The 26692-nt window shown below is 70.1% G+C and carries 23 protein-coding genes and 1 tRNA gene; 13 read left to right on the forward strand and 11 right to left on the reverse strand.

The features are described from left to right. Position 1: 1 nt before the first annotated feature. Both H299_RS0101605 and H299_RS0101610 read right to left on the reverse strand, forming a co-directional pair. Positions 2-724, reverse strand: coding sequence for an aspartate racemase/maleate isomerase family protein (locus H299_RS0101605; RefSeq protein ID WP_027746980.1), 723 nt, complete (start codon positions 722-724; stop codon positions 2-4). 406 nt (positions 725-1130) lie between these two features. Beyond that, the gene (locus tag H299_RS0101610; RefSeq protein ID WP_027746981.1) at positions 1131-2345 is read right to left on the reverse strand and encodes a pyridoxal phosphate-dependent aminotransferase; all 1215 of its coding nucleotides are present in this window, start codon (positions 2343-2345) and stop codon (positions 1131-1133) included. A 103-nt stretch (positions 2346-2448) separates the two neighbouring features. On the opposite strand from H299_RS0101610, the gene H299_RS0101615 reads away from it, so the two are divergent. Then, entirely contained in the window at positions 2449-3096 is a 648-nt protein-coding gene (locus H299_RS0101615) for a winged helix-turn-helix transcriptional regulator (RefSeq protein ID WP_027746982.1), read from the forward strand. Between the two features lie 42 nt (positions 3097-3138). Here H299_RS0101615 and H299_RS0101620 read toward each other — a convergent pair whose 3' ends face one another. Next, positions 3139-3978 (reverse strand): IclR family transcriptional regulator, encoded by an 840-nt coding sequence (locus tag H299_RS0101620; protein WP_027746983.1) that lies wholly within the window; start codon positions 3976-3978, stop codon positions 3139-3141. Between the two features lie 246 nt (positions 3979-4224). Next, positions 4225-5754, reverse strand: a complete 1530-nt coding sequence (locus H299_RS0101625; protein ID WP_027746984.1) for an alanine/glycine:cation symporter family protein — start codon at positions 5752-5754, stop codon at positions 4225-4227. 805 nt (positions 5755-6559) lie between these two features. On the opposite strand from H299_RS0101625, the gene H299_RS0101630 reads away from it, so the two are divergent. Beyond that, positions 6560-7114, forward strand: a complete 555-nt coding sequence (locus tag H299_RS0101630; RefSeq protein ID WP_027746985.1) for a GNAT family N-acetyltransferase — start codon at positions 6560-6562, stop codon at positions 7112-7114. 52 nt (positions 7115-7166) lie between these two features. Here H299_RS0101630 and H299_RS0101635 read toward each other — a convergent pair whose 3' ends face one another. Next, positions 7167-7592 (reverse strand): SRPBCC family protein, encoded by a 426-nt coding sequence (locus H299_RS0101635; protein ID WP_027746986.1) that lies wholly within the window; start codon positions 7590-7592, stop codon positions 7167-7169. Positions 7593-7756: 164 nt separating this feature from the next. Then, the gene (locus tag H299_RS0101640; protein ID WP_027746987.1) at positions 7757-8365 is read right to left on the reverse strand and encodes a TetR family transcriptional regulator; all 609 of its coding nucleotides are present in this window, start codon (positions 8363-8365) and stop codon (positions 7757-7759) included. Between the two features lie 95 nt (positions 8366-8460). Between H299_RS0101640 and H299_RS0101645 the strand changes: the two genes are divergently transcribed. After that, positions 8461-9501, forward strand: a complete 1041-nt coding sequence (locus H299_RS0101645; protein WP_027746988.1) for an NAD(P)-dependent alcohol dehydrogenase — start codon at positions 8461-8463, stop codon at positions 9499-9501. A 186-nt stretch (positions 9502-9687) separates the two neighbouring features. On the opposite strand, the gene H299_RS0101650 is transcribed toward H299_RS0101645, so the two are convergent. Continuing rightward, positions 9688-10263: an NAD(P)H-dependent oxidoreductase gene (locus tag H299_RS0101650; protein ID WP_027746989.1), complete on the reverse strand. Its 576-nt coding sequence runs from the start codon at positions 10261-10263 to the stop codon at positions 9688-9690. Positions 10264-10416: 153 nt separating this feature from the next. Here H299_RS0101650 and H299_RS0101655 point away from each other — a divergent pair, with 153 nt between their 5' ends. The 3 genes from H299_RS0101655 (at position 10417) to H299_RS37925 (ending at position 13758) form a co-directional block, all read left to right on the forward strand. Then, entirely contained in the window at positions 10417-10875 is a 459-nt protein-coding gene (locus H299_RS0101655; protein WP_027746990.1) for a MarR family transcriptional regulator, read from the forward strand. Positions 10876-11730: 855 nt separating this feature from the next. Beyond that, positions 11731-13086, forward strand: coding sequence for an RHS repeat-associated core domain-containing protein (locus H299_RS31610; RefSeq protein WP_051262020.1), 1356 nt, complete (start codon positions 11731-11733; stop codon positions 13084-13086). A gap of 366 nt (positions 13087-13452) precedes the next feature. Continuing rightward, complete coding sequence (locus H299_RS37925) at positions 13453-13758, forward strand: hypothetical protein (protein WP_486587111.1); 306 nt, start codon at positions 13453-13455, stop codon at positions 13756-13758. On the opposite strand, the gene H299_RS39435 is transcribed toward H299_RS37925, so the two are convergent. From H299_RS39435 to H299_RS0101675, 3 genes are all read right to left on the reverse strand, one after another. Then, positions 13724-13972, reverse strand: coding sequence for a hypothetical protein (locus H299_RS39435; protein WP_158692254.1), 249 nt, complete (start codon positions 13970-13972; stop codon positions 13724-13726). The genes H299_RS37925 and H299_RS39435 overlap by 35 nt on opposite strands. A gap of 774 nt (positions 13973-14746) precedes the next feature. After that, positions 14747-14872, reverse strand: coding sequence for a hypothetical protein (locus H299_RS40115; RefSeq protein ID WP_486587112.1), 126 nt, complete (start codon positions 14870-14872; stop codon positions 14747-14749). Between the two features lie 757 nt (positions 14873-15629). Next, positions 15630-15702, reverse strand: a tRNA-Arg gene (locus H299_RS0101675). A gap of 340 nt (positions 15703-16042) precedes the next feature. Between H299_RS0101675 and H299_RS31615 the strand changes: the two genes are divergently transcribed. The 7 genes from H299_RS31615 (at position 16043) to H299_RS0101710 (ending at position 25683) form a co-directional block, all read left to right on the forward strand. After that, a complete protein-coding gene (locus tag H299_RS31615; protein ID WP_078512420.1) occupies positions 16043-17824 on the forward strand; it encodes a GTPase domain-containing protein in 1782 nt (593 codons plus the stop codon). 5 nt (positions 17825-17829) lie between these two features. After that, positions 17830-20310 carry a GTPase gene (locus H299_RS31620; RefSeq protein ID WP_078512375.1) on the forward strand — a complete coding sequence of 827 codons (2481 nt, stop codon included), beginning with the start codon at positions 17830-17832 and terminating at the stop codon, positions 20308-20310. 200 nt (positions 20311-20510) lie between these two features. Further along, positions 20511-20987, forward strand: coding sequence for a single-stranded DNA-binding protein (locus tag H299_RS31625; RefSeq protein WP_051262069.1), 477 nt, complete (start codon positions 20511-20513; stop codon positions 20985-20987). A 183-nt stretch (positions 20988-21170) separates the two neighbouring features. After that, positions 21171-22721, forward strand: coding sequence for a thioester domain-containing protein (locus H299_RS31630; protein WP_078512376.1), 1551 nt, complete (start codon positions 21171-21173; stop codon positions 22719-22721). 174 nt (positions 22722-22895) lie between these two features. Further along, positions 22896-24560 (forward strand): energy-dependent translational throttle protein EttA, encoded by a 1665-nt coding sequence (gene ettA / locus H299_RS0101700; protein WP_027746991.1) that lies wholly within the window; start codon positions 22896-22898, stop codon positions 24558-24560. A gap of 30 nt (positions 24561-24590) precedes the next feature. After that, positions 24591-25034 carry an acyl-CoA thioesterase gene (locus H299_RS0101705; RefSeq protein ID WP_027746992.1) on the forward strand — a complete coding sequence of 148 codons (444 nt, stop codon included), beginning with the start codon at positions 24591-24593 and terminating at the stop codon, positions 25032-25034. After that, on the forward strand, positions 25006-25683 hold the full coding sequence (locus H299_RS0101710) for a DUF8185 domain-containing protein (protein ID WP_027746993.1): 678 nt from the start codon (positions 25006-25008) through the stop codon (positions 25681-25683). The genes H299_RS0101705 and H299_RS0101710 overlap by 29 nt, the downstream gene beginning before the upstream one ends. 8 nt (positions 25684-25691) lie before the next feature. Here H299_RS0101710 and H299_RS0101715 read toward each other — a convergent pair whose 3' ends face one another. Continuing rightward, positions 25692-26663 carry an ATP-binding cassette domain-containing protein gene (locus H299_RS0101715; protein WP_027746994.1) on the reverse strand — a complete coding sequence of 324 codons (972 nt, stop codon included), beginning with the start codon at positions 26661-26663 and terminating at the stop codon, positions 25692-25694. Between the last annotated feature and the right edge of the window lie 29 nt (positions 26664-26692).

A 26692-nucleotide genomic window follows, 5' to 3' on the forward strand; every position in this document is an offset into this window, starting at 1 on the left:
GTCAGCTGAGCCGGCCCAGTCGCCCGAGTGCCGCAAGTTCGTCACGCAGCCCGAGGTGGCGCAGCGCCCGCCACAGGGACGCCTGGTTGCTGGTCACCACCGGCAGCCCGGTGTCCATCTCCAGGTAGGGCAGGACCTCGAACGTCCGGAAGGTGCCGCAGGAGATCAGCAGCGCGTCCGCGTCGGGCGCGGCCTTGTGCAGCCGGCGCCCGAGCCGATAGGCGGTGTCGGCGTCGTGCACGCTCGCCTCGTACGGGTCGGTCATCTGGAGGCCCTCCATGACCGGGACCTCGAAGCCCACCGCGGTCAGGTACGCGCGCAGCGCCTCGTTGACCTCGTCGGTGTAGATGCTGCCGACCGCGACCGAGGTGGCCCCCACAGCCCGCAGGGCGTCGACCGTCGCCTGCATCATGGTGATCGCCGGGATGCCGGTCTCGTCCGTGATCTCGTCCGTGACCTTCTCGTCGGTGCCCGGACCCGGGATGAAGGTGCCTGGTGCGCCGCACTGCACGATCAGGTCCACCTTCGCGGTGGCCAGCTGCCGGGACGCCTCGAGGACCTGGCTCATCATCTCCTTGAGCCCCTCCTCGTCGACCCGGGGGACGATGGTCCGCGCGTCGGCGAAGGCAACTCCGGTGGGGGCCACCGAGCGCCACTCCTCCGCACCCTCGATCGCGGTCGCGGGGCGGATCTGCCCGATTCGTGCGCGCCAGCCGAGCAACATAAGCCACTTCTCCTCAACATCGTGCTATCTGGTGAATTATTCGGATGCCAGTGAACGCCAGGCCCGCGCGGGATGTCGAGGGCTCTTGGTCGCAGGTGTCGCCCGCGTGACCGTCGGTGCGGTCAGGAGGCGGCCTCGGCCTGCACGGATTCACCGTGCGTTCAATCTGGGACAGTGGACCAGATCGTTTGGGACACCGTACCGACGACTTCCGGACAGGTCAATGGACCAGGTTCGGGTGTCGCGGGGCCGGGTGCGCACGGTGATCGCGGGGGCGGCCGACGCAGAACGGCCCGGCCAGCCGTACTGACGGGCTGGTCGGGCCGTGCGGGAGGGTGCCGGCCGGGGCCGGATGGCGGTGGCGCGGGAGGCAGGAGGGGGAGTGCGCCGGGCGGCGTGCTCCGGCTCAGGACTGGCGGTAGCCCGCGAGGAAGCGGCCGATGCGGCTGATGGCGGACTCCAGGTCGTCGGCGTGCGGCAAGGTGAGGATGCGGAAGTGGTCCGGGCGCGGCCAGTTGAATCCGGTGCCCTGGACGACCTGGATCTTCTCCCGCAGCAGCAGGTCCAGGACGAACCGCTCGTCGTCGTGGATCCGGTGCACGGACAGGTCGAGGCGGGGGAAGGCGTAGAGGGCGCCCTTGGGTTTGACGCAGGAGACGCCGGGGATCTCGTTGAGCTTCTGCCAGGCGCGGTCGCGCTGCTCGTGGAGGCGGCCACCGGGCAGGACGAGGTCCTGGATGCTCTGGCGACCGCCCAGCGCGGCCTGGATGGCGTACTGCGCCGGCGCGTTCGGGCACAGGCGCATCGAGGCGAGCATCGTGAGCCCCTCCAGATAGTCCTTCGCGTGGTGCCGGGGGCCGGAGACGACGAGCCAGCCGGAGCGGTATCCGGCCACGCGGTACGCCTTGGAGAGGCCGTTGAAGGTCAGGCAGACCAGGTCCGGGGCGAGGGTGGCGACGTTGTGGTGGACGGCGCCGTCGTAGAGGATCTTGTCGTAGATCTCGTCGGCCAGGACCATGAGGCCGTGGCGGCGGGCGAGGTCGAGGATGGCCTCCAGTGTCTCGCGCGGATAGACGGCCCCGGTGGGGTTGTTGGGGTTGATGATGACCACGGCCCGGGTGCGGTCGGTGATCTTCGACGCCATGTCGTCGAGGTCCGGCAGCCAGTCGGACTGCTCGTCGCACAGGTAATGCACCGGCTTGCCGCCGGCCAGCGTGGTCACGGCCGTCCACAGCGGGAAGTCCGGGGCCGGGATGAGGATCTCGTCGCCGTCGTCGACCAGTGCCTGGACGGCCATGGAGATCAGCTCCGAGGCGCCGTTGCCCAGGAAGACGTCATCCACGCCCACCTCCGGCACGCCCAGTTGCTGGTAGTGCTGGGCGACGGCACGCCGGGCGGGCAGGATGCCGCGCGCATCGGTGTAGCCGTGTGCGTGCGGAAGGCTGCGGATCATGTCCTGGAGGAGTTCCTCGGGCGCCTCGAAGCCGAACAGCGCAGGGTTGCCGGTGTTGAGGCGGAGCACGCTGTGCCCCGCCTCCTCCAGGGCGTTGGCGTGCTCGATCACCGGGCCGCGGATCTCGTAGCAGACGTCCCTGAGCTTGCTGGACTGCTGGAACTCCATGCGATCGCCTCCCGCTATGTCCGGCGCCACTCCTGCGGAGGCGCTTGCTTGGTTTTACCAAGTAGACACTTGGAAAGTCCAACTCATTGTCTAGACTGCCCCCATGCCACGCCGAAACTACGACCAGTACTGCGCCGTCGCCCGAGCACTCGATGCCGTCGGGGGCCGGTGGGCCCTGCTGATCGTGCGTGAACTGCTGGCCGGGCCGCGCCGCTACACCGACCTGCACGCCGATCTGCCCGGTGTCAGCACCGACGTGCTCGCCGCCCGCCTGAAGGACATGGAGCGGGACGGCCTGGTCGGCCGCCGCAAGCTCCCCCCACCCGGCGCCGCCGTGGTCTACGAACTCACCCCGCGCGGACGCGAACTGCTGCCGGTGCTCACGGCCCTCGCCCGCTGGGGCGCGGCCGAACTGGCCGAGCGCAGGCCCACCGACGCCATCCGCGCCCACTGGTCGGCCCTGCCCCTGCTCGGGCGGCTCCAGCCGCGGCTGCGCGGCCACGAGGGCGTGGTGAACGTCCGGATGGACGAGGGCGTCTTCCACCTCCGCTTCGGCGGGGGAGAGGACGGCCGCGAGGACGGCTTTCGGGACGGCCCGGCCGATGATCCGGACGCGGAACTGTTCCTCGACGCCGCCACGTGCCTCGCCGTCATCGACGGTGAGGAGAGCCTGCGGGCGGGTGTGCGCGGCGGCCGGGTCCGGGTGACGGGCGCGGGGCCGCTCGCCGTCGCCCTGCGGGAGGCGCCGTAGGTCGTGTGGCGCACGGGTGAGGGGTGCGGAGTGCGGGCGGTACTACGCGGGCTGCCGCCACCTGATGGCGATCTGTGCGGCGGCCGACCGGAGCGTGGGCACCAGCTCGGTCATGCGGTGGTCCGTGAGCCGCGCCTCCGGGCCGTAGATGCTCAGCGCGGCGGTGACGGTGCCTTGCGTGCCGATCGGGACGGCGACCCCGCACCCTCCGGCGATCCACTCCTCCCGGCTCAACGCGTAGCCCGCGGCCCGCGCTTCGGCGACGCGTTCCCCGATCTCCCGCGCGTCCGCAGTGGTGGCGGGCTCCGCCGCCGCGTACTCCTCGATGAACTGCTGGAGTTGCTCCTCCGGCAGCTGCGAGAGCAGCACCCGGCCGGTGGCACCGGCGAACAGCGAATACGGCCGGCCGACGCCGGTGATCAGGCGCAGCGGCTGGGCGCTCTCGGCCTCGTACACCGTCACCCGGCGGCCGTCGACGATGGTGGAGACGCAGACGGTCTCACCGGTCACGGCGGCGATACGCGACGTGGTGTCGGCCGCGGCGCTCACCAGGTCGCTGTTGGCCGCGTGCTTCCACGCCAGGGTGAGCGCGGCCGGGCCGATGGCGTACCTGCGGGTGCCCTCGTCCGCGACCGCCAGCCCCACCCGCTCCAGCGAGACCAGGATGCGCTGGGTGGAACTCTTGCTGATCATCAGGTCGCGGCTCAGCTCGCGCACACCGCGCGGCCGGTCGGCTTCGGCGATCGCCTTGAGGACCATCAGGGCGTGGTCGACGATCTGCACGGTGGCTCCGGCCCCCGTGCCACGCTCCGCGGCGGGCTCGGCCTTCGCCACCGCCTCTTCGGCCGCCTCCGCGCGCTCCGAACCGTTCCCGGTCGCCATCGAGGCCGGTCCTCTCCTTCAGAAAATTCACGAGCCGGTGTCATGGACCCCGCCGCGGCGGAATCATCCTGGGCGATCGGTCAGGGCTGCGTGAGCTGTCAGCACGGAAGTATCACACGGGGACCCGCGACGAGTCACCTTCGCCTGGCCTACGGGCACGACGCCAGAAGCCTGTGCAGACGCGAACGGGCCCGCACCTCCTCCACGGAGTGTGCGGGCCCGGAGCCTGCGGCTCAGCTGTCGGCCTCAGCTGTCGACCGGGGTGCTTTCCGGCTTCTCCTTGGCGCTCTTGCCCGACCGGGCGCCACTGACGTGGGCCAGGAAGGAGTTCAGCTCACGCTTGACGACGGGAGCGAGCAGATACAGACCGATGATGTTGAACACGGCCAGCATGAACAGGACCGAGTCGGCCATGCTGATCAGCGTGTCCAGCGACAGCAGCGAACCCGCGATGGCGAACACGCTGTAGATCACCTTGAAGGTCAGCTCGCTGGTCTTGCTCTTGCCGAAGAGGTACGACCACGCCTTGAGGCCGTAGTAGCCCCAAGTCAGCACCGTGGAGAAGGCGAAGAGCAGAACGGCGACCGTCAGCAGGTCGGGGAACCACGGCAGTACGGTCTCGAACGCGTCGGAGGTGATCGTGACGCCGCCGATCTCCTCGCCCTCGCGGGCTTCACCCCAGCTGGCGGGGTTGGCGATGACGATGGTCAGCGCGGTCATGGTGCAGATGACGACCGTGTCGATGAAGGGCTCGAGCAGCGCCACCAGACCCTCGCTGGCGGGGTGCTTGGTCTTCACCGCGGAGTGCGCGATCGGAGCGGAGCCGAGACCGGCCTCGTTCGAGAACGCGGCGCGCTGGAAGCCGACGATCAGGGCACCGATGATGCCGCCCGTGACGCCCTCGGGGTTGAACGCGCCCTCGACGATGCTCACGACGGCGTCCGGCACCTCGCCGACGTTCACCAGGATGACCGTCAGACAGGCGAGGATGTACAGGATGGCCATGGCCGGGACCAGGCGGCTGGTGACCGACGCGATGGACTTGATGCCGCCGATCAGCACGATGCCGACCAGCGCCGCGATGACGAAGCCGAAGAAGAGCGCGCCGCCCGACGAGCCGAGAATGCCGTCTTCCCCGCCGGTGGTGGAGGCGAGCTGCGCGTAACTCTGGTTGACCTGGAGCAGGTTGCCGCCGAAGAGGCCGAAGAAGAGGATCATGATCGAGGCGAGCGTCGCCAGGATGGACCCGAGGATCTTGCCGTTTTTGCCGAAGCGTTCGGCGAGGCCCTTGGGGAGGTAGTGCATGGGCCCGCCGGAGACAGTGCCGTCCGCGTGCTCCTCCCGGTACTTCACACCGAGGGTGACCTCCACGAACTTGGTGGCCATGCCGAGGAGACCGCAGAGGATCATCCAGAACGTGGCCCCGGCGCCGCCGATGCTGACGGCCACCGCGACACCGGCGATGTTCCCGAGCCCCACGGTGCCGGAGACCGCCGCCGTCAGCGCCTGGAAGTGGTTGACCTCACCAGGTGAACCGTCCTCGTCGTACTTGCCCCGTACGACGTCCACGGCGAGTTTCATCTTGCGGAACTGAAGGAGGCCGAACCAGGTGGTGAAGACGAGTCCGCCGACCACGAGCCAGGCAACGATGAGGGGAAGCTCGGTGTCGCCGACCGGAACTGCGTAGAAAACGACATCACTCAGCCAAGTGGCAACGGGATCGAAGAAATCGTTGACCGCTTCGTCGATGTCGTTCGTTATGGATTCGAGGGACATGGGCCACCTTTGGAAGGATTGAGGCAGAGGCGAAACACGAAAGAAAATTCCTCACCCGACAGGCCGAAGCAGCCCCGCAACGGCATCCGCCAAGCTCCCTGTAGCCTCGATGGGCAAGCTGGCCCCCGGGGTTCGGGTTGGCAGTTCACATCATGGACTGTGATCATGTAAAGTGATGTACATCACATTTTGGAAACGGCGCGGAGTTGGCGGTTTCGGCTCCGGAGCGGCGGGGCTGAGTCCCTTCACCCGCCGCCACCTGCGCGGCGAGCGGGCGGCGCAGGTCCAGCCGTCCCGCGCGCCAGGCGCCCGAGGTTCGTCGGTGGGCCCAATGTCCCCTCCGCTCCTTGACGCACCAGTTGCGGTGGTGTGGACCAGTTGGGAGATTTCCGTTCGGGCGGCCCCTCGCAAGGGCGCGGTCGCCGTACGTGACACCCCGCCGGGGCTCGTCGCCGCGCCACGGGACTCAGCGGCAGGCCCCTGAGTATTCGGCACGTGCATTCATGCAGTGATCCCCGCACGATTCGTGGAATCGCGCGGGGATCAACGCCCTTTCGGAAATGCGGCGAGCGCGAGCCGGTGCCGGGTGGCTGAGCGGAAACGCGTATACGGGGTTACGGGGTTACGGGGATACGCGTCCGCGTGCGCGGGAGCAGGCCCCGGAGATGCCGTGAATTCCTGGCCGACGGCGGATCGGGATCTCGGATACCCGAGGACGGTGGCAACGCACTGAATAGCCGTGAGGTACGGTATGCGCCGCTCGGACAGAGTCGACGTGATCGCGTACGGCGGCGGGGAGGCAGGTATGGAGATCACCTGGCGGCGGGTCACCGAGGGGGACTTCTGGCTGTTGCGGGAGTGGCTCGCGCAACCGCATGTTGCCCGCTGGTGGAACCACGACACCTCCGTGGAGGCGGTCGCGCGCGACTTCGGACCGGCGGCACGCGGCGCGGAGCCGTCCGAGGATCTGCTGGTCATGGCTGACGGCGTGCCCGTCGCCCTGGTCCAGCGGTGCCGGTTCGCGGACTACCCCGACTACCTCGCGGAGCTGGCCGGCCAGCTCGAACTCCCTGGGACGGCGGTCACGATCGACTATCTGCTCGGCGATCCCGCGCGGGTGGGGCAGGGGTTGGGGCCCCGCGTCATCCGGGAGGTCGTGGCGGCCACCTGGACCGACCACCCGGACGCCGCCGCCGTAGTCGTGCCGGTGTCCGCGCTCAACCGCGCGTCGTGGCGGGCCCTGGAGAAGGCCGGACTGCGCAGGACCGGCACTGCCGACCTCACCCCCGACAATCCGGACGACGACCGCACCCACTACGTCTACCGCGTCGACCGGCCTGCTGGTGACGCCCGTCCGTGAGACCCGGCGCCGCCGCCCGTGGTGGCGTCTGCCGCGGCGGGGGGCTCGTCTTTCAGGGTTCGATGTGCGCGGCGAGACCGGCGAGGATCATGGTGCTGCCTTCGCGCGCCTGGTCGCGTCCCTCCTCGGTGGCGTTGGTCTGGTCGATGGTGACCTTCGAGCCGGCCGCGTCCTCCTCGAAGGTGAGGGTCATGACCTCGGCGGGGGCGTCGGGGACGTCCATCGTCAGGACGATCCGGCGGTTCTCCTCGACCTCCAGGAACGTGCCGGTGAGGGGGTACTTCTGGTCGTCCGGGGCGAGCAGCGTGGCCTTCCAGGAGCCGCCCGCCCGCACGTCGATCTCCACGCTGCCCTCTTCCGCGCCGAACCACGCCGGCCACTCCGACGCCGTGGTGTACGCCTGGTAGGCGCGGGCGACCGGGGCGTTCATGGTGCGGGAGACGGTGTAGGGGAAGCCGGAGTCGGTGTTCTCGCTCATTTTCAGAACCTCATGTCGTGTCTGCGGGCCCAAGTGGCCGTTGCTGTTGATGTGTTAGACGAACGAGGCGGCGTTTCTTCATCGGCAGGCTAATGTGACCTGGGTCACATTCACCTCGGCCCGGGGCGCAGGCGGCCGTGAGCGTCACCAGGGGGTCAGTGCCGTCATGGGAGGGATGCGTCGCCTCCGCCTGCCGCGGTGGCGCTTCGAACACAGTCGCGGAGCAGGGCGCGGCGCCGGTCATGTACGGCAGCGGGTTCTTGGCTGCTGGCCGCGTACACGTTGCTGACCGGAGACCAGGCCATGGACATGGCGATGACCACGGCCATGATGTCGAACGGGTCGCCTGCGCGGACCCGTCCGGCGGCCTGGGCCTCGGCGATGGCCGTGAGCTTGCGGTCGTCGTAGTGCTGGTGTGTCTCGACGAGGTGCCCGGCAGGCCGGCGCTCCAGCCGTGTCCAGGTCGCCAGCCGGATGAGGTCGGGGCGGCGCAGGTATTCGTCGTAGAGGCGAACGGCCCACTCCGCGAGATCGTCGGCACTGATGGGTACGACGTTCGTGATGCGCTCCAGCGAGCTGAGGAAGATCGCGTCGAAGAGCCGTTCCTTGTCGCCGAAGTAGGCGTAGAGCTGTGCCTTGTTGGTGCGCGCCGCCGTCACGATGCGTTCGATGCGCGCCCCGGCGATGCCGTGCTGGGCGAACTCTTCGGTCGCGGCGTCCAGGATGCGCTGGTAGGTCGCGGCGCCTCGTGAGGTCTGGGGCTGTTCCGGCATACCCGCACGCTACCAAACAGAACAGTTGGTTTGCCTAGGTCGGCGATCACCCCTAGGCTGCCGACAGACCGAACAGTCTGTTTAAGGAGCGACGCATGCGAACGACCACCGGATGGCGGGCGGCCGGTCCCGTAGCGCTGCGGCGCACGTCGCTGGACCGCCGTGACCTGCGCCCGGATGACCTCGCGGTGCAGGTCGACTACTGCGGCGTGTGCCACAGCGACCTGCACGCCCTGCATGTCCACGACCAGCAGGAGAAAGCGCCCCTGGTACCCGGTCACGAATTCACCGGCGTGGTGACCGGGACCGGACGGGAGGTGACGGCCTTCTCGGTCGGCGACCGCGTCGCAGTGGGCAACATCGTCGACTCCTGCGGCGTGTGCGCCATGTGCGAGGCCGGACAGGAGAACTTCTGCCACTCCTTCCCGACGCTGACCTACGGCGGCACCGACCGGCAGGACGGGTCGGCCACCCTGGGCGGCTTCTCCCGCGAGTACGTCGTGCGCGACACCTTCGCCTACCCGCTTCCCTCCGGCCTCGACCCGGCCGCCGCCGCCCCGCTGATGTGCGCCGGTGTCACCGTCTGGGAACCGCTGCGCCACCTCGGCGTGGGTCCCGGCAGCCGTGTGGCCGTGGCCGGGCTCGGCGGCCTGGGCCACCTCGCGGTCAAGCTGGCCGTGGCACTCGGCGCCACCACAACTGTCATCAGCCGCAGCCGGGACAAGCGTGACGACGCCCGCCGGCTCGGCGCGCACGGCCTCATCGACTCCACCGACACGCAGCAGATGGCCACGGCGCGCGACACCTTCGACGTCGTCCTCGACACCATCTCCGCCCCTCACGACCTCGCCCCGTATCTGAGGTTGGTGGCGATGGACGGCACCCTCAGCCTCCTCGGGTACCTGGGCCCCGTCACCGTCGAGGTCACGGACCTGCTGATCGGCCGCAAGAAGCTCAGTTCCGCCGGCAGTGGAGGCCGCCTGGCGACAGCCGAGTTGCTCCGGTTCTGCGCCGACAACGACATCGCCGCCGACATCGAGGTGCTCCCGTCGGCGCAGGTGGACACGGCACTCGACCGCCTCCGGCGCAACGACGTCCGCTACCGTCTCGTGCTCGACATGTCCGACCTGGACTGAGGAAGGGCCGGCCGGGCCGTGACTTGCGGGCCGGAAAGCGGAGCCGGGCCACCGCCGACCGCACCCTCGCGTCGTGGATCGGCCTGTACAGATCCAACCACCACGTCAGGATCAGGCTGGTCAGGGTGAACGAGAACGAAAGAGGTCGTTCTGCGGCAGTGGCCGGAAGGGTGGGCGCTCGCCGGACTATGCGGATGCTCGCGCGAGTTCGCTTGTCACGTGTGCGCGGAGGTGCGCGCGCAGGCGATGCGCGGCACCCTGCGGGTCTGGTTGGCTCACCACCTTGTGCTCGCTGAAACTGGGGAGCGGCTTCAGTCCGACGTACTGCTGCGTGAGGTGGAACGCGCTGAGCACGTCGTCGACCGAGCGCCCGGCGATGATCGACTGTCCTGTCTCGAAGTCTTCCACGGCGGCGTTCCAGGTCGTTGATATGAGGTAGTCGCGACCTCCGAGGAGCCCGCCGCGGCCGTAGGCCGGCCCAGGTCCGAAGAACCGTCCGTACTCGTAGACGTCGTCGACGTACTTCTTGAGGGTCGGCGGAGTGGCGAACCAGAAGACCGGGAACTGGAACATGACGACGTCGGCTTCCATGAACTTGCCCTGTTCGAGTGCAACGTCGTAGCCCGCCTGCACGTTCGTCGTGAGCACTTTCATGCTGGGTTCCAGCTCGTCGCGTGCGGCATCGGCCAGATGCTGGCTGAGCCGGCTTGCTGCCATCGGTTCGCGTGGCTCCGCCCCGTTTACGATCAGGATCGTCGACATGCGTTGCTTCTCCCTGCCAGAGACGTAGAATGGTTATGCAGATAACGTTATCCGAATAACGATCCATCCTCAACCGGGCCGTCAAGCCCACTGGCGGGCAGGGCTGAGGGTCGAGAGTGAAGACGGACTGGCACGTGAGGAGGGAACCGGCCCATGAACGACAGCACGGCGCAGGCACTCAACCAGGCGATCCGGCTCTTCAGCCTGCGCCATCGCGCTCGCGCCGCCGAACTCCTGGCGCCGCTCGGACTCAGCCCCGGCCAAGAAGCACTGCTTCTCGAACTCGCGCACTCCGGGGCGACGATCCAGGCACAGCTGAGCAGCGCGCTGGGTTGCGAGGCGCCGAGCGTGACGGTGATGCTGCGCAAGCTTGAGGAACGGGGCGTGGTTCGCCGCTTCCCCTCGCCTACCGACAAGCGTGCGACCTTGGTCGAGCTGACCGACGCGGGGCGGACGTTGGTGGAAGAACTGGCCGTGGTCTGGCGCCAGCTCGCCGAGGAAACCGTCACCGGCCTCGACGAAGCAACCGCGTCCCGGCTTCCCGGGCTCCTGATGACCCTCACCGGAAACGTCGACGCCCGATACCGGGCCGAAGGAGTCGACCCACTCTGAAGCACGGGCCCGCGTCGCCGTTCCTGCCACCGACCAGCATGGTGGGCAACGGTTGGGTCGTGTATCGAGAGTGGATCTTGAGGTGTGGATGATCTCGGTTCATGGGGTGGCCGCCGGTCTGGTCCCGGCCGGCAGCTGATCGTCGGCACGCGCTTCCGGGTCCGCGCCGGGGCCATGGCGGGATGTGCCCGTCGAGCACGGGCCGCGGGGTCGGATCTACGACCTGTTTCGCCGGTGGCAGCGAGACGGCGCCTGGCGCCAGGTTCTCACCCGGCTCCGACTGGCCTGGCGGGACGGTGCTCGGAAGTCCGGCGGCAGGAAGCCGGGCACCGACGTGGGCTTTACGGGACTCGCGGTGGCGGTTGCGTCGAAATATGCCGTCTGACCTGCGGAAATGGCACCGATCAGACGGTGTGTCAGTGGTGCCCCCGGCAGGAGCCACCAAGCATGGCTGGTCATCCCCGCAGTGCGGATCTGCGGATCAGCGCCACGATGACGCTGGATGGGCGTTCGCGGCTGGTGCCGCGCATGAATCAGGTAGTCGCCGACTAGGGTCTGTCCGGCGGATCTTCTCGGGCCTGCGGCGCCTGGCACCACGCCTCGCCGTGTTGTCGGGATCGCCCGAGTACGGCCCGGTACGAGGACGGCCCTCCGCCTTGCGAGGCACGGCACCAGGCACCGCGGGCTCGTCCTCAAAGATCCGCCGGACAGACCCCGGCAGGCCGCCTCACCGCCCAGACCAACGCACTGGGCGAGACGCTCCACTACACCCTCAACCCACTCGGGCGTCCGGTCGAGCAGCACGACGAAACCACCGGCGAAATCACCACCTATGCATATGACCTGGCGGGCGCCTTGCTGCGCACCGCCAACGAGGCCGCCGACGTCGTCTGGGAACGCGACCTGCTCGGCCGCGTGCTGGCCGAGACGGTCAACGGCCGCACCACCGCCTACGCGTACGACGCGACGGGCCGCCGCACCCGCCGCACGACGCCCTCCGGTCACACCTCCACCTGGACCTACGACCCGACGGGCAGCCCCAGGGCGCTCACCGCTGATGGCGGCACCCTCACGTTCACCCACGACGCGGCGGGCCGCGAAACGGAGCGGGCGACGGGAGCGGTCACCCTCATCCAGCGCTGGGACAAGACCGACCGTCTGACGGCGCAGACGGTGTCCTCCTCTTCGGCTGAGCACCTGCTCCAGCACCGCACCTACGCCTACCGCCCGGACGGCTACGTCACCGAGGTCCGCGAACTCACCACCGGCACAAGCCACTTCGACCTCGACCCGGTCGGCCGTGTGACAGGCGTCCAGGCGCACGGCTGGACGGAGACCTACGCCTACGACACGGCGGGCAACCAGACCCACGCCACCGCACCCGACCACCCGGCCCCGGGCGACCGCGAGCACACCGGCACCCTGATCCGCCACGCCGGCCGCACCGCCTACGAACACGACGCCGCAGGCCGCCTCATCCGCAAGACCCGCACCTGGACCTACACCTGGAACGCGGCAGACCGCCTGACGGCGGCCACCACCCCAACGGGCGATCAATGGACGTACGCCTACGACCCCCTGGGCCGCCGCATATCCAAGACAGGCCCGGCCGGAATATCCCTCACCTTCATCTGGGACGCCACCCGCCTCGCCGAACAAACCACCCAAGCCGGTGCGACGACCACCTGGGACTACGCCCCCGGAACCCACCGCCCCCTGACTCAGATCCATCGCGATCCGCTCGTCACGGAACCCCGCTTCCATACGATCGTCACCGACCTGACAGGCACCCCGACCGAACTGATCACTTTGGACGGCGACGTAGCCTGGCAACCGCGTACCACGCTCTGGGGAACGGCTCTCTCCAGCCCACCCGACTCGCTGTCGTGCCCCCTGCGCTTCCCCGGCCAGTACGCCGACCTCGAATCGGGCCTGAACTACAACTACTTCCGTTACTACGACCCCGAAACCGCCCGCTACCTCACCCCCGACCCCCTCGGCCTCGACCCCGCTCCCAACCACCACACCTACGTCCACACCCCCCACACGCGGATTGACCCGCTGGGTCTGGACGGTCATGAGTGGGCAGACCCGAACGACGTCAACTTCTCTCAGCGAACAGTCTCCCCTAATGATTACGCTGAAAAAGATGAACAATGGAGAATGGGATTGGACTCGGTCGGGAAGTGCACTGAGGGTAATAGAAGTTGATGGTCAACTGGTTTCGTACGATAATAGGCGTCTCGATGCAGCCAGAGAAGCAGGAGTGCCCGTTACGATAGAGCGGCTCGATCCGAATGCGCTGGACCGAAATTCCACAACGGGTAGGACTTGGGCCCAGCGGTTCCATCGCCGTATGAATTCCAGTAGAAATAGGGACCAGGATGGAAATCCAGTCCCCAGAACCGGCTTGGACGAGCGTCCAGCGCATGTCAGCAACAACAAGAACGGATGCAAAGGCCAGTGAATGCACTCAAGAGGATCTGGGAGAGTCACCGCCTCCCCATCCGGGATGCCTTGCATCTACGGGAAGGCGGGTCGTATGACATCTCACTCGACACAGGAGTGCCACGTGGGATGAAGATCCTTTCTCCGTTCGACCTGGAAGGGGCGGTGCAAGAGAACCCGTCGTGGACATCAGAAGTTGACGGGTTGCGATCCGTGAGCCTCCCTGGCGGTGGCTTCCTGTGGGCAGGGGAAGGCTCCTACGGGTCGGAGGGATTCTTTGCTCGCCTCACCGCGGAATACTCTCTGACTTGGGCAGTCTTCTTCGCTGAATCCAATCCCTTTACCGAGATCCAGCTCATCGGCCGCAAAGCAAGGTTCGAATCGACGGCAAACGTCGAAATTACGCTGGATATCGATGATCCACTTTCAGCTTGAGTTGCTCACAGGTCTTCCTTTCCCGCTGCCAGGTGAGGGCTGTTGTCGTGCCGTTGAAGAAGAAGCGGCCGGTCAGGTTGACCGGCGAGGATCGTGAGTGGTTGGAGACGGGAGTCCGTCCGGCATCGATGATGCGGCGGGTGGAGTTGGACACCTCCCTAAGCGTTTCGCCGAGGCCAGTGGCGATGTTCAGGCCCGGAGAGTTTGTTGCCATGTTTCCGCAGGAGACACACAACGGCTGGAATCAGGGTGCTGGGAAAGTCGACTGAATCGGGGGCCCGCGATGCACATAGGAGTTCTGTTCACGCACTCGACAGAAGCTGTTCAGGGCCTCTACTATCTCGGGCCCGGCGACGGCTCTGACGCGGCCCTGGAAAGTATTCGTCTCCTTCTTTCGAATGACATCGCGATCTTCTTGAGTTCCGGAACGGACTGGACTCTGAGGTTGGATCAGTGTCCTGGTTCCGAACTTCCAACTTGGTGCTACCCACAAGAGGACTGGGGCGTCCGGGACTTGCCAGGCGAACGAAGCCCCCATCCGCTGGGCCGCTGTCTTGAGGCTGAAGAAATCAGCAACGAAGTTGGCGAAATTTCCGGTCTGCGGTTCAGCTACGCATCGGAAGGTTTCACGGTAACTTCCGGAGAGCCTTTTGGAATACGGCTTCATCCTGGGCCGATGCACGGGTGATATTCAGTGACGACGGGGAAGCCATCACGGTCTTTCCTGGTAAACGCGAGACAGGCGGATCCTTGCCGGACATCTATTTCAATCTTCTGCACGCAGATCCTGGAAACGTGTTGAACTCGCACTGAACCCTTCCCGGTAAGCGCCCGTCGCTCGGCGTGATCATGATGCTGGCGCTGCGGCCCGTCAGCTCGCCAAGTCCGGGCAGGCGTAAAGCCTCTGGTAGGAACGATCTTGCGAAGAATAGTTCTGACCAAGGGGTGTCACGTGTCGATCAGAGTCCGGTGCCGTCGCAGCGGTTTGTCACCACCCTTCCTGCGGCGGCGTGATGGGCAGGGCCGTGGCGCCCAGTACGACGTCCTTCGCGGCGAGGGACTCATCCCGTTCGGTCAAAGCCTCGGCCCACTCCCTCGTCAACTCCTCGATCATGAGTGCTCACGTTCCCGGCGGATCGCCGGGCTGGCATCGTCGGCGACGGTGAGTGTCAGCTCGGCGGCCTCAGCGGTGCGGACTCTGTATGCCGATGCGGCGGATCAGCCCCTCCTCACGGAAGGCGTGCATCTGGGCGAGCGCACCGGTCAGGTGGCGGTCCTCCGCTCCGAGTCGGAGTGGTGCAGCACGCCGCTGCAACAAGCTGCGTTCATGTGTGCACTGTGAGGTCCGCGAATGCCGCATGACGGGCAAGGCCGACAGGAGGCGGCCCCCCGGCCACTCATGTGAGGCCCGGGGAGGTGGAGCGGGCTGACAGGCTCTGGAAGGAAGTCAAGCAGATCGAACGACAACAAGAACGTCTGATCGATCAACTCCCCGAGGAAGACCAGGGCGACCCGAGACCACCAAGCGCTTCCGGCGGGGCATCCGGGAACGCTACGACCGGTTCGACCGCCGCACCCGCCTCTTGGAGGCCCACGAGCAGCAGCCCGCATCCGGGTCGGCAGCCCGCAACACCGCGCTGCTCGACACGCTGCCCCAGCTCGCCACCCGTCTGGGCGAGCTGCCCGACACGCTCCAGCGCACGATCTACGACGCCTTCCAGCTCAAGATCCGCTACCTGCGGCCCAGCCGCCAGATCGAACTGCAGGTGACCGTCTCAGCGGCCACCGCCGAGGATCTCGCCCGGCTCACCACACACGCACTCACGCCCACAGCGGACAGCGAAACCGCCCCTGACCAGCCATGCTTTGTGTGCCCCCGGCAGGACTCGAACCTGCGGCCAAGTGCTTAGAAGGCACCTGCTCTATCCACTGAGCTACGGGGGCCGGTATCGGTCGCGGCCGGGCGGGCGTGCCCCCGTGTTGACCACGGCGAGGTCAAGGATAGGGGCCGAGGCACGTCACCCTGGTTGCTTCACCACCGCGACAGGTTGTGGAGGTTCAGTGAAGCGATCCGATACTCGCAGGCTGGTGCTCGTTCCGCAGCTTTTTTCGCACCGCGCGAGCGGGGTGTTGCTCAGTCGTTATGGGTGATGTGTGGTTGAGGTGTGGGCCGGATGGGGCCAATGCGCCTATTAGTGGACGAATGCGCGGCAATTTCGCGGAATGAAGCACGAATGGGCTTCAAAAACCCTGCAAAGTTGGGCATTCTTCGCGTGTGGCGATCTTGGAGGCACAGCCCGAGCTGCTGGACGCGTTGACCGCACTGCGGGAGCGCGTCGCCGCCGCGTGCTTTCCGCTGGATCTGCCCGGGGCGGAGCGCGCGCGACGCTCCCGGGTGGAGCTGCTGGCTCAGCTCGACGACTATCTGATGCCTCGTCTGCGCGCCCCCGAAGCGCCGCTGCTGGCCGTGATCGGCGGGTCCACGGGCGCGGGGAAGTCGACGCTGGTGAACTCGCTGGTCGGCCGCCGGGTGAGCGAGGCCGGAGTGCTGCGCCCCACGACGCGGACTCCGGTGCTCGTCTGCCATCCCGGCGACAAGCGGTGGTTCGCGGGGCAGCGGGTGCTGCCCGGGCTGGGGCGGGTGTGGATGCCGCGCCAGGACGGTGCCTATGAGACCGGGTACGGGGGGCGCGACGGGCTTGACGACGGCGGTCACCACGGCGCCCCCGACGCGGCGTACGAGCGGGTGTACGCCGCCGCGGTGGCCGGGAACGGCACCCGGCCGGACGGGACACAGGACGACGGCGACGGCCCCTGGTCCGCCCTCCGCATCGAGACGGACGCCGCGCTCCCGGCGGGCCTGGCGCTGCTGGACGCACCGGACATCGACTCCCTCGTCGCCCGTAACCGGGACCTCGCCGCGCAGCTGCTCTGCGCGGCCGACATCTGGATTCTGGTGACCACCTCGGCCCGTTACGGCGACGCCGTCCCCTGGCACCTGCTGCGTACGGCCAAGGAGTACGACGTCACGCTGGCGACCGTACTGGACCGGGTCCCGCACCAGATCGCCGACGAGATCGCCCGCAGCTACGGCGCGATGCTGGAGCGTGAAGGCCTCGGCGACGTGCCCCGCTTCACCATCCCCGAGCTGCCCGAGTCGGCGGGCGGCTCCGGGCTGCTGCCCATGACCGCCGTCGCCGGGCTGCGCGGCTGGCTGTCCCGCTGCGCCGACGACCCGGCGGCGCGCGCGGTGGCCGCCGGGCGTACGGCGGCGGGCGCGCTCTCCTCGCTGCGCTCCCGGGTGGGCGCCCTGGCCAATGCCGCCGCCGCGCAGCACGCGACCGCCGTACGGCTGGCGCAGCACGTCGTGGCGGCGTACGGCGAGGCGTCCTGGCGGGTGGAGCAGCGGATCGCGGACGGCGAGCTGCTCGCGGGTGACGCGGCGGCGCACTGGCGGGGCTTCCCGCTGGACAGCAGTGGCGGCGAGCTGCTGGAGGCGTTCGCGGACGGGCTGACGGCGCTGCTGGTCGGCACGGTCGCGGCGGCGGACGAACGGGTGGCCGCCGCCTGGCGCAGGGAGCCCGGCGCCCCGGCGACGGGAGGTGGCGGCGAGGGAGCGGTGGGGGAGGACGGCAAGGGACGGATCGGCGTGTTCGTACGGCGCTGGCGGCGCTGCGTGGACGAACTCGCGGAGGAGGCGCGTACGGCGGAGCGCGGACCGGCCGCCGACGCGGAGGAGACCGCCGGGCTGCTCGCGGCGCTGCTGCTGGGCGGGCGGCGTTCCGGCGACGCGGCGGAGGCGCTGGCCCGTTCGCTCGGCGAGGAGGGCGCCAGGCGGCTGCGGGAGCAGGGCGAGCAGGTCCTCGGCACGTGTGTGGAACGGGTCCTGGACGGTGAGCGGGCGCGCTGGCTCGCACCGCTGGACCAGGCCGGGGCCACCACGGACCCCCAGGTGGAGCTGATCGCCGCGCTGTCCGTGGTGCGGCGCAGGAACGACGAGACGGTGCGGCGGGCGTCGCGTACGCAGCCACGGAAGCAGTCCCCGAGGAACCAGAGGAAGAGGTGACGGCAGTGTCTTCTGCGGGTGTCCAGGCGGACGAGGCGGAGCGGCCGGGCCGGCCGGACGGCTCCGGGGGAGAGGGCACGGGCGCCGAGGCGGGTCCGGCCGCGGCGGAGCGTCCCCCGGGGGAGCCGGCCGATGAGCCCGGCGGGGACGGGGAGGGGGCGGGTGCGCAGGCGGCGGGCGCGCCCGGGGCCGGCGCCGGGGCCGGGACGCAGACCCCCACCGAGGCCGCGCACGAGGCCGGGCCCGGGCAGGCGGCGCGCTCGGACCGGACGGGACGGGGCTGGGACGACGGCCTCATCGCCCGGCGCGCCCCCGGCGGGCAGGACGCCGGGACGGCGCCGGAGCCCGAACGCCGGCCCGCGCGGGGGCGTGCGGCACCGGCCCGTGCGACGGGGGAGTCCGACGCCGCAGTACGGGCCGACGGCGAAGCTCCCGAGCCCTGCCTCCGGGACGACCGGGACGACCGGGACGACCGGGGCGACCGGGGCGACCGGGGTCAGCAGGACCAGCAGGACCCCCGGGACCCTCGCGACTCGTCTGCGGACGACGCCCGCCCGGGCCGTACCGCCCGTACCGACCACGCGTGGGCCGCCGATCCCGATGACCCGCCGAGCGTGCCCGACGTGTCCGGCCGGCCCGGCCGGCCCGGAAGCATCGGACCGGAGGGCAGCGTGCTCCGGCGGCGCCTGGGCGCGTTGCGCGAGCTGATCGGCCTGTCCCGTACGCGCCTGGACGGCGCGCTGCTGGCCGAGCCCGTACGGGTGCTGGAGGAGGCCGGTGCGCGCGGACGGCTCTCGCCCGCGTACACGACCGTTGCCATCGCGGGCGCGACGGGCAGTGGCAAGTCCTCGCTGTTCAACGCGCTGGCGGGCCGGGCGCTCTCCGAGGTGGGGATGCGGCGTCCCACCACGGCCCAGCCGGTGGCCTGCACCTGGGAGGCGGAGCGGGAAGGCGGCGCCGACGGGCTGCTGGACCGGCTCGGCATCGCCCCCGTCATGCGCCGCCGGGTACGGGACGCCGGGCTGCACGGGCTGGTGCTGATCGACCTTCCGGACCACGACTCGGTCGCGGACGGGCACCGGGAGCAGGTGGACCGGCTGCTGGGGCTGGTCGACGCGGTGGTGTGGGTGGTCGACCCGGAGAAGTACGCCGACGCCCTGCTCCACGAGTGCTACCTGCGGCCACTGGCGGGGTACGCCGAGGTGACCTTCGTGGTCCTCAACCAGACCGACCGGCTGCCGGGCGACTCCGCCGACGCCGTGCTCGACGACCTGCGGCGCCTGCTGGACGAGGACGGCATGGCGCTGGGAGAACACGGCGAACCGGGCGCGCGGGTGCTGGCCATCTCGGCGCTCACCGGCGAAGGAATCCCCGAACTGCGCGAAGAACTGGGCGCGTTCGCCGCCGCCCGAGAGGCTCCGGCGCGGCGCCTCGCGGCGGATCTGGACGGGGCGGCCGAGCGGTTGCGGACCGCCTACGCGGACCCGGGGCTGAGCGGGCGGTCGGGGCTCACGGAGGGGGCGAGGGAGGAGTTCGAGGAGCGCCTCGCCTCCGCGGTCGGCGCGGCGGCGGCCGGTCAGGCCGCGGAACGGGCCTGGCTGCGGCTGGCGGAACGCTCCTGCGGTACGCCGTGGGCGCAGCTGGCGAGGTGGCACGACACGCGGCGGAGCCGTACGCAGGCGGCGTCCGGCTCGCCTGTGGCGGCTTCTGCGGTTGCGGTTGCGCCTGCGGTTGCGGGGTCCGCGTCGGCGGAAGCCGCGCCCGCACCCGCACCCGTACCTGCGCCCGCCGCCGTCGCCGCGCCGCCGCCCAGGCCCGCCGTCGCCCCGGGGCCGACGGCGCATCGCGTCGCGCGGCCCGTACTGGCGCAGGCCGTACGGGAGTTGGCGGCCCGTGCTGTGACGGGTCTGCCGGAGCCCTGGCGGAAGACCGTGTGCGACGCGGCGTGGCGCGGGGCGGAGGGACTGCCGGAGGCGCTTGACGAGGTGGTGGACGAGGCCGCCCGCAGCGCTCCGGCCACCGCCGGGCCGGGACCGGCCGGGTCTCCGGGCGCGGCAGGTGCGGCAGGTGCGGAGGGCGGCCGACCCGCCCGGGTACAGCCCTCGGCCCGGCTGCCCCGGCCCCCGTGGTGGACGGCCGCCACCGTCGGCCAGGGGCTGCTCCTCGCCCTCCAGGTGCTCGGTGTGCTCTGGCTGGTGAGTGCCGCCGCCGGGGGCTACCACGGTGCGCTGTGGCTGCCCGCCGTCCTGCTGCTGGGCGGTGCGCTGGGTGGGCCGATGCTCGCGTGGGGCTGCCGGGCCGCGGCCCGGGGGCCCGCTCGCGCGTACGGCCAGGAGGAGGAGCGGCGGCTGCGCCGCCTCGCGTCCGGCTGCGGACGGTCCCGGGTGCTGGAGCCGGTGGCGGCCGAACTGCTGCGCTACCAGGAGGTGCGGGAGCAGTACGTGATCGCGGCGGGGGACGCGGACATCCCCAGCGGGATGCGGTGAACCACCCCCGGCGGGTGGCCGAGTTGTCCACAACCGGCCGGTAGTCCACAGGCTCGGGCGGGCGCCGCCGTCTGCGTGCACGATGGGTGGCACCGCGTGACCGCCAGGGCCGCGCGGGAGGAGCGCGGGCGTACGGGGACGTGGGTGGTGCGGACTCGTGCGTGCGCGATGGCGCGGGGCGGCAGGGGGAGGCGGTTCGGATGTACGAGGCGTATGTGACGGTGGTGGGCAACGCCGCCACCCGGGTCAGCTACCGGACGGCGGAGTCGGGCCAGCCGGTCGCCTGGTTCCGGCTGGCGAGCACGATCCGCAGGTTCGACCGCTCCCGGGGCGGCTGGGCCGACGCGCACACGAACTTCTACACGGTGTGGGCGCGGCGCGCGCTCGCCGCCAATCTCGCCTCCTCGGTCACCATCGGCGAACCTCTCATCGTCCGGGGCCAGTTGAGGGTGCGCCAGGGCGGCGGAGAGGCGCGGGAGTCCGCCTCGGTGGATCTGCTGGCGTCCGCGATCGGGCACGACCTCTCCCGCGGTACCTCGGCGTTCGTGCGGGTCAGCCGCGCCACTCCGGGGCTGACGCCGGGGAGCGGCGGGCGGACGACCGTGGGCGCGGAGCCCTCGACGGGGTCAAGATCTGGTCCGGAAGCGGCAGTTCCGGATCTGCCCGTGCCGCCATGAAACTCCCGGTCCGTCGTATTTCGCGATAACGATTATGAGTCGGAACGCTTGCGGGGCCTGATTGATGGGGACTGCGCTGCGCCCGGTCTTTACGATCCGTCGGGTACTTACGGGGTTGGAAGATCTGTTCGGCGAGGTTCACGGCTCCCCACCGGCTGTTCGGCTCGCCCGGAGGAGAAGAGCATGACTTCTGTACGCGGACGGGCACTTTCCCGTCTCGCAGCCGTGCTGCTGGTTCCCGGACTCCTGGTGGCGGGAGCGGTCGCCGGAGCCACCTCGGCCGCGGCCGAGAGCGCGACCTCCCCGTACGGCGGCGGCGAAGCGACGCTGAGCGGCCTCAAGACCTTCGACCAGGCCGTCATCCGCAAGGACGGCGAGGACGTGAAGACGGGCGCCGGCCTCTTCGAGATGTCCGTGGAGGGCGGCGGCACCCTCCAGACCTACGCCGTCGACGCCCACACCCCGGCCCAGGACCGGTCGCCCTACCAGGAGGTGCCGTGGAGCGCCTCGCCGCTGTACGACAACAAGGCGGCCGGGAAGATCCGCTGGATACTCCAGCACTCCTACCCGCAGGTCAACGACCTCGCGCGGCTCTCGGAGGTCTCCGGCGCGGGCCCGCTCTCCCCGGCCACCGCCGCAGCGGGCACCCAGGTGGCGATCTGGCGGTTCTCGGACGGCGCGAAGGTGCAGGCCGCCGACCGCGCTGCCGAGAAGCTCGCCGACTATCTCCAGCGGTCGGCCAGGAGCGTGGGCGAGCCGAAGGGCTCGCTGACGCTCAGCCCGCCCGCCGTCTCCGGCAAGGCCGGTGACCGGCTCGGGCCCGTCACGGTGCGCACCAGTGCGCGGAGCGTCACTGTCGGCCCCTCGCCGGATGCCGCGTCGCGGGGGATCGAGGTGGTCGGGGCCGACGGCAAGCCGGTGACCTCGGCCAAGGACGGGACCGAGCTGTTCTTCGACGTGCCCGCGGGCATAGAGCCGGGGTCGTCGTCGCTGACGGCCCAGGCGGCGACGACGATCCCGGTCGGCCGTGCCTTCACCGGTACCGGCGGGCAGGTCCAGAGCCAGACGCAGATAGTCGCCGGTTCGAGCCAGTCCACCGTCTCGGCCGCGGCCGAGGTGAGCTGGGCCGACGACGGCGCGATACCGGCGGTCAGCGCGGCGAGGAACTGTGCCAAGGGCGGCCTGGACGTGACTACGGCCAACCGCGGCGACGACTCCTTCGACTTCAGCCTGGCCGAGGCGACGTACGAGATCGCGCCGGGCGAGACCAGGGCGGTGACGGCCCCGGTCCAGGAGGACCAGCCGTACCGGATCACGATCTTCGGGCCGGAGGGCTTCGAGAAGACCTTCACCGGCGTCTTCGACTGCGAGACGGCGGGGGAGGAGAGGAGCGAGGAAACCGGCCTCACCCCGCAGACCGGGACCGGCACGCTCGGTGATGATGCGGCCACCGCCACGACCGGCGGCGGCCCGGGGCTGGCCGAGACGGGCGGTGGGAGCAACACCCCGGTGCTGATCGGTACGGCCGTGGCCCTGGTCGCGGTCGGCGGCGCGGCGCTGCTGCTCGTCCGCAGGCGGCGGCCCGCGGCGGCGGGCTCTCCCGAGGCGTCGGACAGCCCGGTCACCCGGGACGCCACAGACACCACGGGCGCCTCCGGCGTCACAGACACCACAGGCGCGCCGGACACCCCGGAGGCGCCCGCAGGGCCGGACGCGCCGGGCGCGGGCCGGTAGCGGAGCGCACCCCGCGGGGCGGGGCGGTCCGTGCGGCGGACCGCCCCGTTTCCGCCTTCGTGCGGGAGTGCGGCAAGATGGAGTTCATCTGCCCGCACGCGGCGGGTCCGCAGAGCGGCGGCGCGCGCGGCGCGCACGCGTATCGACACCTACCAGACTGCCGGACGGTTTCTCTTGGCTGAGTTCATCTACACCATGCGCAAAGCGCGCAAGGCGCACGGCGACAAGGTCATCCTTGACGATGTCACCCTGGACTTCCTGCCGGGGGCGAAGATCGGCGTCGTGGGCCCGAACGGCGCGGGCAAGTCCACGGTGCTGAAGATCATGGCCGGGATCGAGCAGCCGTCCAACGGCGACGCCTTCCTGCTCCCCGGCCACAGCGTCGGCATCCTCCTCCAGGAGCCCCCGCTGGACGAGACGAAGACGGTCCTGGAGAACGTCCAGGACGGCGTTGCCGTGATCAAGGGCAAGCTGGACCGGTTCAACGAGATCGCCGAGGAGATGGCGACCGAGTACACCGACGCCCTGATGGAGGAGATGGGCAAGCTCCAGGAGGACTTGGACCACGCCAACGCCTGGGACCTGGACGCCCAGCTCGAGCAGGCCATGGACGCCCTCGGCTGCCCGCCCGGCGACTGGCCGGTCACCCACCTCTCCGGCGGTGAGAAGCGCCGCGTCGCGCTGTGCAAGCTGCTGCTCGAACAGCCCGACCTGCTGCTCCTGGACGAGCCCACCAACCACCTGGACGCCGAGTCCGTGCAGTGGCTCGAGCAGCACCTGGCAAAGTACCCGGGCACCGTCGTGGCCATCACCCACGACCGGTACTTCCTGGACAACGTCGCCGAGTGGATTCTCGAGCTCGACCGCGGCCGCGCCCACCCCTACGAGGGCAACTACTCCACCTACCTGGAGAAGAAGCAGGCCCGGCTCAAGGTCGAGGGCCAGAAGGACGCGAAGCGCCAGAAGCGCCTCAAGGAGGAGCTGGAGTGGGTCCGCTCCAACGCCAAGGGTCGGCAGGCCAAGTCCAAGGCGCGGCTGACCCGTTACGAGGAGATGGCGGCGGAGGCCGAGAAGACCCGGAAGCTGGACTTCGAGGAGATCCAGATCCCGCCGGGCCCGCGGCTGGGCAGCGTCGTCGTCGAGGTCGAGCACCTGAGCAAGGCGTTCGACGACAAGGTGCTGATCGACGACCTGTCGTTCACGCTGCCGCGGAACGGCATCGTCGGCATCATCGGCCCGAACGGCGCGGGCAAGACCACGCTGTTCAAGATGATCCAGGGCCTCGAGGACCCGGACTCCGGCTCGATCAAGGTCGGTGACACGGTCAAGATCTCCTACGTCGACCAGTCCCGCGCCAACATCGACCCGAAGAAGACGCTGTGGGCCGTCGTCTCGGACGAGCTGGACTACATCAACGTCGGCCAGGTGGAGATGCCTTCGCGGGCGTACGTCTCCGCGTTCGGTTTCAAGGGTCCCGACCAGCAGAAGCCCGCAGGCGTGCTCTCCGGCGGCGAGCGCAACCGGCTCAACCTGGCGCTCACCCTCAAGCAGGGCGGCAACCTGCTGCTGCTCGACGAACCGACCAACGACCTCGACGTGGAGACGCTCTCGTCGCTGGAGAACGCGCTCCTCGAGTTCCCGGGCTGCGCGGTGGTCGTCTCCCACGACCGCTGGTTCCTGGACCGCATCGCCACCCACATCCTGGCGTACGAGGGCGAGAGCAAGTGGTTCTGGTTCGAGGGCAACTTCGAGTCCTATGAGAAGAACAAGATCGAGCGGCTCGGCCCGGACGCGGCCCGCCCGCACCGTGCGACGTACAAGAAGCTCACGCGCGGCTGATCCGGTGGCGCAGAGAGCGAGGGTCTGAGCGTGCGGCACATCTTCGAGTGCTCCCTGCGCTGGTCGGACATGGACGCCTTCGGGCACGTCAACAATGCCGTCTTCCTCCGCTATCTGGAGGAGGCGCGGATCGACTTCATGTCCCGGCTGGCCCGGGAGGCGGCGCAGTCGTCGGCCGCGGACGAGAAGCCCTTCCAGGGCGGATCGGTCGTGGCCCGGCACGAGATCGACTATCTGCGTCCGCTGGTGCACCGGCACGCGCCGGTGACCGTCGAGACCTGGGTCACCAAGATAGGCGCCGCGTCCGCGACCCTGGACTACGTCATCAAGGACGCGGAGGCGGTCTACGTACGCGCGCGGACCGTCATCGTTCCCTACCTCCTGGACGAGGCGCGGATTCGGCGGCTCACCTCCCAGGAGAGGTCTTTCCTGGAGGAGTACGCCGATGACAGCGCCGCGTCTGACCTTCGCTGACCCGGGGGAGGCCGCCGCGCTGGCGGCCTTCCTCGGGCGGCTGCTGCGCTGGGAGAAGGCGGCGGCCGTGCGGCTCCAGGCGGGCGCCGGAGTGCTCGGCGTGTTCGCACGCCCCGCCCGCTTCGAGGTGCTGGCCGTGCTCACCTCGCGGCTCCTGGAGCCGGTGGAGCTGGACGCCACGGTCTCCGCCGGTGAGCTGCTGGAGCGGATCGACGAGCCGGGCGAGTCGGTCCCCGCGGTGCCCGCCGAGGTGACCGGCCCGGCCTGGGCGGGGCTGCTCCCGCCCCGGAGCGGCTGGCGCGTCGCGGCCGAACTGCCCGCGCACGCCGTACGGGAGGCCGCGGCGGGCGCCGTCGCGGAGTTCCGGGACCGCTCGGAGCGGCTGGCCCCCGAGAAGCGCACCCGCGAGGTGCTGGACGCGCTCGCCGAGGAGATCTGGGAGCGCCCGCTGCGCGGCACCGGGATGCGGCTGCGGGCCGTCCACGCGGCGCACGCGCTCGGCTTCCTGCGGGACTCCGCCGCCCCGGTCGCGCTGTACGGCTCCGGCAGCTGGCTGCGGCTGCGTACCTCGTACGGCTCGGTGATCGTGCGCGGCGCCGCCGGGGCCGGGCCGGGGCCGGGCCTCGGCCTGAGCGTCACACCGGTCTGACCTGGGCGTCACCCGTCGCCGTGCGGGGGTGCCGTGTCCGGCCGTACCTCGATGTGGTCCGGCTGGAGTTCCAGCAGCACCCGGTCGCGGATGGCCAGCGGCTCGGTGAACTCCGGCGGCAGCTGCAACCGCCCGGAGCGGTCGATCGTCGTGTACTCGCGGCTGACGGTCGACTCGCCGCCGTCCTCGTCGGTGCGCACGTGCCGCAGCGTCTCCGAGCTGGTGCGGCCGTCCCGGATCGACACCGTCCGGGTGACCTCGGAGGACACCGCCTGGTCGTGCGTGACGACCAGGATCGTCGTACCCAGTTCGGAGTTGGCCGTGCGCAGCGCCGCGAAGACCTGCTCGGCGGTGGCCGAGTCCAGCTCCCCGGTCGGCTCGTCGGCGAAGACCACCGCCGGGTTGTTGGCCAGCGCCACGGCGATGGCGACGCGCTGCTGCTCCCCGCCCGAGAGGGCGGCCGGCCGCCGGTCCAGGCAGTGGGACATGTCCAGCAGGTCCAGGAGTTCGCCCGCCCGCGCCATGCGGGCGCGCTTCCCGCGCGGCGCGCCGTCCGCCCTGCGGCCGTGCCGGCCGCGCAACTGCATCGGCAGCGCGACGTTCTGCGCGGCGGTGAGGTAGGGCAGCAGGTTCCGCGAGGTGCGCTGCCAGATGAAGCCGACGGTGTCCCGCCGGTAGCCGAGCCTGGTCTTCGCGTCCATCGCGAGCAGGTCGCAGCCCGCCACCGTCGCGCTCCCGGCGGTGGGGGCGTCGAGCCCGGCCAGGATGTTCAGCAGCGTCGACTTCCCGCTGCCCGAGGCTCCCACGATGGCGGTGAGTTCGCCCTGAGCGACCAGCAGGTCCAGCCCCTGGAGCGCCTGCACCTCCACGCCGTCCGCCTGGAAGACGCGCACCAGGCGGTCGCAGGCGATCAGTGCGCCCTGGCCGTACGCGGGCCCGCCGCGGGTGGCGCGGCGCTCCAGCTCGGCCAGGGAGGGCACCGCGGCGCCGTCCCGGCCGGTGCCGTCGT

Source organism: Streptomyces sp. CNH287 (genome assembly GCF_000424825.1).